Source organism: Actinophytocola sp., assembly GCF_050699935.1.
GTDB lineage: Bacteria > Actinomycetota > Actinomycetes > Mycobacteriales > Pseudonocardiaceae > Actinophytocola.
Window position 1 is genome coordinate 1 of sequence record NZ_JBOHGB010000248.1, and the last position, 5842, is coordinate 5842.

6 protein-coding genes and 3 pseudogenes are annotated in these 5842 nt (G+C 72.4%); 8 read left to right on the plus strand and 1 reads right to left on the minus strand.

The features are described from left to right. The 6 genes and pseudogenes from ACRDTB_RS37055 to folK form a co-directional block, all read left to right on the plus strand. A pseudogene (locus ACRDTB_RS37055) lies at positions 1-337 on the plus strand (hypothetical protein); the annotation flags it as partial. Positions 338-400: 63 nt separating this feature from the next. Next, positions 401-673: pseudogene (locus ACRDTB_RS37060) on the plus strand (GTP cyclohydrolase I); the annotation flags it as partial. Between the two features lie 507 nt (positions 674-1180). Then, positions 1181-1528, plus strand: a pseudogene (gene folE / locus ACRDTB_RS37065) (GTP cyclohydrolase I); the annotation flags it as partial. 55 nt (positions 1529-1583) lie between these two features. After that, complete coding sequence (gene folP, locus ACRDTB_RS37070; protein WP_431436939.1) at positions 1584-2390, plus strand: dihydropteroate synthase; 807 nt, start codon at positions 1584-1586, stop codon at positions 2388-2390. Continuing rightward, entirely contained in the window at positions 2383-2754 is a 372-nt protein-coding gene (gene folB, locus ACRDTB_RS37075; protein WP_431436934.1) for a dihydroneopterin aldolase, read from the plus strand. Before folP ends, folB begins: the two co-directional genes overlap by 8 nt. Beyond that, positions 2751-3248 carry a 2-amino-4-hydroxy-6-hydroxymethyldihydropteridine diphosphokinase gene (gene folK / locus ACRDTB_RS37080; protein WP_431436935.1) on the plus strand — a complete coding sequence of 166 codons (498 nt, stop codon included), beginning with the start codon at positions 2751-2753 and terminating at the stop codon, positions 3246-3248. The genes folB and folK overlap by 4 nt, the downstream gene beginning before the upstream one ends. Before the next feature lie 444 nt (positions 3249-3692). On the opposite strand, the gene ACRDTB_RS37085 is transcribed toward folK, so the two are convergent. Beyond that, positions 3693-4610, minus strand: coding sequence for a MerR family transcriptional regulator (locus ACRDTB_RS37085; RefSeq protein ID WP_431436940.1), 918 nt, complete (start codon positions 4608-4610; stop codon positions 3693-3695). 60 nt (positions 4611-4670) lie between these two features. Here ACRDTB_RS37085 and ACRDTB_RS37090 point away from each other — a divergent pair, with 60 nt between their 5' ends. Together ACRDTB_RS37090 and ACRDTB_RS37095 are read left to right on the plus strand one after the other, a co-directional pair. Continuing rightward, complete coding sequence (locus ACRDTB_RS37090) at positions 4671-5150, plus strand: DUF3180 domain-containing protein (protein ID WP_431436936.1); 480 nt, start codon at positions 4671-4673, stop codon at positions 5148-5150. 148 nt (positions 5151-5298) lie between these two features. After that, the coding region (locus tag ACRDTB_RS37095) for a DUF6779 domain-containing protein (protein WP_431436937.1) at positions 5299-5842 on the plus strand (544 nt) is incomplete at its 3' end.

Sequence of the window (5842 nt, forward strand, 5' to 3'; positions counted from 1 at the left end):
GCCGAGTCCGGAGCCGCCGGGAGGCAACGGCGGCGGCAATGGCGCCGGACCGAACGGCGTGCCCGGTCCGGGTCCCGGTCCCGGGTATGGCCAGCCGGGTCCGTACGGCCAGCCCTATCCGGGTCCGCAGCGACAGGGCCGCACCGACGGCCCGCCGAACTACGGCGCGCCGCCCGGGTGGACACCGGCCACCACCCCGTCCGGCCACCCGCACAACCAGTGGCGGCCGTCCTGGGAGCAGCAGCCGGGCCACGACGAGCGCGGTCGCGACCAGCGCGGACAGTCGTCCGACCCGGAGGACCGCGGGCGCGGCTCCGAGTGGGATAGTGGCCGCTGACGCTGAGTCGCGGAGGCACATTTGACGGCTGACAGCCCCGGCAACGGGTCCCGGCGAGGCCCGCTGTACACCAGCGGCGGCCCGCCGCCCGTGTTCGACCAGGCGCGCGCCGAGAAGGCGGTCCGGGAACTGCTGCTGGCGTGTGGCGAGGACCCCGACCGTCAGGGGCTGCAGGACACGCCGGCCCGGGTGGCGCGCGGATACCTGGAGATGTTCGGCGGGCTCTACACCGACCCGGACTCGGTGCTGGACAAGACGTTCGACGAGTGCCACGACGAGCTGGTGCTGGTCACGGACATCCCGACGTACTCGACGTGCGTACCGGGGCTCCAGCCGGTCAACGTGATCGGCGGCCGCCGTGCCGCCGAGGACGTGCGGCCAGGCGACCAGCTGTGGACCCTCGCCGAGGGTCGCGTCGAGCCGACGACGGTCACCCGTGTCACGGCGCGCCCGGCCCGGCAGCTGGTCGAGGTCGTCACGGAGACCGGCAGCTTCGTGGTCACCCCGGACCATCCACTCGCGACGCCCGAGGGCTGGGCGGAGGCGGGCGGCGTGGCCGGCACCTCGGTCGAGTGGACGGAGCCGAGCCGGCTCGCGTCCCGCCCGCTGACGTTCGCCACTCCGCCGCGGCGGCGCCCGGAGAGCCGCGAGGACGGCACCGGCTGGTGGCGCCGGCACGGGTTCGCGCAGGAGTCGCACCACACGGAGCTGATCGAGTCGCGGTGGACGCCGGTGTGGACGGTGCGCCCGATCGAGGCGTCGGCCGCCGCGCCGTTCACCGTGTACAGCTTCACGTGCGACCCGCACCCGACCTACCTGATCGAGGGCCACCTGACGCACAACTGCGAGCACCACCTGGTGCCTTTCCACGGCGTCACGCATGTCGGCTACATCCCGTCCGTGCACGGCAAGGTCACCGGCCTGTCCAAGCTCGCCCGGCTCGTCGACCTCTACGCGAAGCGCCCGCAGGTGCAGGAGCGGCTGACCACGCAGATCGCGGACGCGCTGGAGCGCAAGCTGGAACCGCGCGGCGTGATCGTCGTGATCGAGGCCGAGCACCTGTGCATGGCGATGCGCGGCATCCGCAAGCCGGGCGCGCGCACCACGACCTCGGCGGTGCGCGGGATGCTCCGCTCGTCGGCGACCTCCCGGGCCGAGGCGCTGGAGCTGATCCGCGGGCGGAGCCGGTGAGGCCGGGGTGAGGGCGCCGCATCCGGCGCTGCCGCAGCCCGGCCGGTGCGCGGTGATGGGCGTGCTGAACGTCACGCCGGACTCGTTCTCCGACGGTGGCCGGTACGTGTCGCTGGACGACGCGCTCGCGCACGGGACCGCGATGTGGAACGCGGGCGCGGACCTGGTGGACGTCGGCGGCGAGTCGACCCGCCCGGGGGCGGCGCGGATCGACGCGGACACCGAGATCGCGCGCGTGCTCCCGGTGATCTCCGGGCTGGCGTCGTCGGGCGTGGCGGTGAGCGTGGACACGACGCGGGCGAAGGTGGCCGAGGCGGCGCTGGACGCGGGCGCGCGGGTGGTCAACGACGTGTCCGGGGGGCTGGGGGATCCCGCGATGGCGCGGTTCATCGCGTCCGCGGACGTCCCGTGGATCCTCATGCACTGGCGGGGGCACAGCCGCGACATGGACTCGCTGGCCATCTACGACGACGTGGTCACCGACGTCCGCGACGAGCTGAGCGCACGGGTCGACGCCGCGGTGGCCGCCGGGGTCGACCCGGCCGCGCTCGTGCTGGACCCGGGGCTGGGGTTCGCGAAGCGGGGCGAGCACAACTGGGCGCTGCTGCGGCGGCTGGATGTGTTGCGGGAAATGGGGTTTCCGGTGCTGGTGGGTGCGTCGCGCAAGCGGTTCCTGGGCACCCTGCTGGCGGCGAAGGATGGTACGCCGCGCCCGCCGGGCGGTCGCGAGGACGCGACGGCGGCGATCACGACGCTGGTGGCGGCGGCCGGCGCGTGGGGCGTGCGGGTGCACGACGTGACGCGGTCGCTGGACGCGGTGGCGGTGGCGGTCGCGATGTCGGCGGACTGTGCCGATGGCTGACCGGATCACGTTGACGGGCCTGCGGGTTCGCGGCCACCACGGCGTGTACGACCACGAGAGGCGGGACGGTCAGGACTTCGTCGTCGACGTGACGGTGTGGCTGGACCTGGCGCGTGCCGGCGCGTCGGACGACCTCGCGGAGACGCTGCACTACGGCGAGCTGGCGTCGCGGGTGGCGGAGATCGTCGGCGGCGAGCCCCGTGACCTGATCGAGACAGTGGGCGCCGAGATCGCCGAGGACGTGATGAAGGACGACCGGGCGCACGCCGTCGAGGTCACGATCCACAAGCCGGACGCCCCGATCCCGCTCGAGTTCGTTGACGTGGCGGTGACCATCCGCCGCTCGCGCCGGGCCTGCGGATGACCCGCGCGGTCCTGTCGGTCGGTTCCAACCTGGGTGATCGCCTTTCCCACCTGCGTCTGGCGGTAGCCGGCTTCGCCGACGTGCTGGTGGCCGCGTCGCCGGTCTACGAGACGAAGGCGTGGGGGGTCGAGGACCAGCCGGACTTCCTGAACGCGGTTCTCATCGTGGACGACCCGGGCGCCGACGCCTGGTCGTGGCTGCGGCGGGGGCAGGCCCTGGAGCGGCGAGCGGGCCGGGTCCGCGACCGGCGCTGGGGCCCGCGCACCCTGGACGTGGACGTGGTGACGGTCGAGGGTGTGACCAGCGACCACCCGGACCTCCTGCTCCCGCACCCCGGAACCCCACAGCGCGCGACGGTCCTGATCCCCTGGCTGGCCGTGGACCCCGACGCGGTACTCCCGGACCATGGCCCGGTCGTCGACCTGCTGGCCGCCCTGCCCGAAGAGTCCAAAAAGGACGTACGCCTCCGCGAGGACCTCCCCTTGACTCCCTGACCCGCATGCCTTGTGCCGGAACGGGTCACGGTCGCAGAGGTCGTCGCCCACCCGGCTGCCTGAGGCCCGTCGCCCACCGCAATGCTCAGTTGTCCACAACGCCCGAACCTGTCCACAACCAAGATCCACATCCCGCCAGACGTCACCCCAACCCGATAGATTCGAACCGGGGGACCGACCCCCGGGTGGGCGGGCCCCTGCCCCGGGGCCTGCGGAGAAGCGAGCCGCTCGGCCCGTCCGCAAGTGGGTGGCGCGGGGGAGTGGGTTGCTCGGCCTGCGTTGGCGGGTGGTTCGTGAGTGGGCGGCGTAGGGGAGCGAGTTGGTCGGCCCGACTCGGCGGGTGGCTCGCACGAGGGCGGCACCGAGAAATGAGCCGCTCGGCCCGTCGGCAGGCGGCTCGCAAGTGGGCGGCACGAAGGGAACGAGCAGCTCGGCCCGTCCGGGTCAGCCGGCGGCTTGCAGGGCGGCGATGATCCACTCGGCTCGGGGCACCTGGGCCGGCATCTGCGGCCAGCCGTTGATCGTCGCCATCAGTTGCCAGTAGCGCTCGGCTCGGGTGTCGGTTCCGGTCTCGATCAGCTCCGCCGCCTCCGCCGGTGACTTGCCCATCGCGTCCGCGATCGACGTGGCCAGCTCCCGGCCGGCCGCCGACGACGGTGCGTGCCCCGCCTCCATCGCCTCGGCCGCCGCCGTCGACCACTCGGACCACAGCTGCCGCTGCTCGTCCGACGGTTGCCCCATCGGCTCGCCCGCGTCCCGCGCCGCCGACTGCGACTCGCTCATCTGCCTTATCCGCGCGCGGAAGTCCTTGTCCCGCACCAGTTCCGCCAGCTCGATCCACGCCCGCAACTGCTCCGGCGACGGGTCGTCGGGCAGCTCCGGCTTGGCCGAGCGCATGCCCGCGTCGAAATCCGGGTTGATGTTCAGCCCCGCCGTCACCTCGTCCCAGAACTCGTCGATCAGCCGCCGGCGGTCCTCATCGGACATCGCCGTCAAGTCCTTCATCAGCCGCACCTCGTCCAGCTCGGAGTCGTTCCTGGCTACCGCACGCAGCACCGCCCGTCGCAGCCGCAGCACCCGGATCTGCTCGTCGAGCAACTCCACGTGGCGCCGCGCGATGTCCGCGACACTCGACCGGCCGGCCAGCGCCTCACCCGCGTCGGTCAGCCCGAGCCCGAGCTCGCGCAACGTCCGCAGGAGCTCGAGTCGCGCCAGCGAAGCCGAGTCGTAGAGCCGGTAACCGGCGTACGTGCGATCGGCAGGCGGCAGCAGCCCCTCATCGGAGTAGAAGCGGATCGTCCGGGTGGTCAGACCCGTTCGGCGGGCAAGCTCGCCGATCGTGAACACCCCGCTGTCGCCCATTCTGGCCATGCTCAACCTTCCAGTCGCTGGAGAGTCCAGTGTCGCCGGTACCGTGGGCGTATGCACTTCACCCGGGCCCGCGACCTCGTCGTGGCCGGCCTACTGGGCGCCGGGATCGTCTACCTGATCGTGCGGGTGGCCTATGGCGACCTGCCGCCACTACCCACGCTCGCCGGCGTCACGCTGCTCGTGCTGGCCGTCATCGAGGCCGCGCTCGGCGCCTCGCTCCGCGCGCGGATCAGCAAACCCGAAGCTGACCGGCCGGTTCAGGCACTCACGGCCGCCCGCGCGGTGGCACTCGCGAAGGCGTCGTCGTTACTCGGTGCGATCATGCTCGGCGCCTGGCTCGGCATGCTCGGCTACCTCCTCCCGAGGCGCGCCGAGGTGGCCGCGGCGGCCGAGGACTTCCCCAGTGCGGTGGTCGGGATCGCCTCTGCGGCCGTCCTGATCGCGGCCGCGCTGTTCCTCGAATGGTGTTGCCGGACGCCACGTGACCAGGACAATCAACCACCGGAGTATCGGTCCGACGCCACGAGCTGAGAAATTGAACGACTTTCGCTCGGTCTCATACTGGTAACAGACCGGTACGGTGTGTGCCATGAACGCCCGCCGCGACTCATTTGACGAGCCTGAGCACGGTTCGTTCGGGTGGCGGTCGTTACTCCTTGCAGCCGTTGCACTCGCCCTCGTGGCCACCGCGGTGCTCGTGCTGAGCGACGACCTCAAGTACATGAGGCTGGGGATCGTGGCGGGTCTGTGGGCCGCGCTCGCGGGTGCGTTCATCGCGGCCAGGTATCGCCGGCAGGCCGCCGATCGCGAGGAGGAGGCCGCCGAACGGCAGGAGCGGTACGAGCTCGAGCTGGAGCGCGAGGTCGCCGCCCGACGCGAGCACGAGCTGCGGGTCGAGGCCGAGGCGCGGCGCCGGGTCGAGGCGGAGTCCCACGAGGACATCGCCGCGCTGCGCTCCGAGCTCTACGGCTTGCGTCAGACATTGCAGACCCTGATGGGCGGCGAGTTCCTCGTCGAGCGGTACGCGCTGCGCGCCGAGTCGACGCGGATGCGCTCGCTGCCCGAAAGCCACCCGCTCGACCAGGATGCCTATGAGCCCAAGGAGCTGCCGCCCGCCCAGCGCAAGGACAGCGACGCCAGCCCAGCCGCCGCGCGCGACGCGCAGACCGATCACATGGACCGGGTGCCCGCGAGCACCGAATCGCAGGCCCGGCGGGCGGAGC